The following is a 317-nucleotide window of genomic DNA, read 5'->3' on the forward strand; positions in this document are numbered from 1 at the left end:
GGCTCGACAGAGTCGGCGCGCTGGGTTTGCAGCTGTGTCGTGATGCGGCCCTGCATGTGGCTGAGCCACAGGCTCGCACTGGCCACGGCGCCGACATTCGCGGCCAGGCTGTCGGCGAAGCCGGCGGTCAGGGCCTCCTGCCCTGTGAACCACTTCGTTTCCTTCATCCAGGCCTTGACCTGGTCGAGCGTGTTGCCGGTGCGCGCGACGTAGAGGTCGGCCATCAGACTGCTCGTGCGGCGCAGGTTCGCCACCTGCACCTCGAAGTCGTCAGCGTTGCCGGCGGCGATGGTCCAGGCGTCGTGGATCATCATCTG

Annotated in this window: 1 protein-coding gene; it reads right to left on the reverse strand. The window is 66.9% G+C overall.

What is annotated here, in order from left to right; translation table 11 throughout:
- A partial coding sequence (locus tag ABGI63_RS25845; RefSeq protein WP_349745383.1) for an ATP-dependent Clp protease proteolytic subunit occupies nt 1-317 on the reverse strand: 317 nt, incomplete at both ends.

It is taken from the genome of Roseateles cavernae, assembly GCF_040187885.1.
Lineage (GTDB): Bacteria > Pseudomonadota > Gammaproteobacteria > Burkholderiales > Burkholderiaceae_C > Roseateles_E > Roseateles_E cavernae.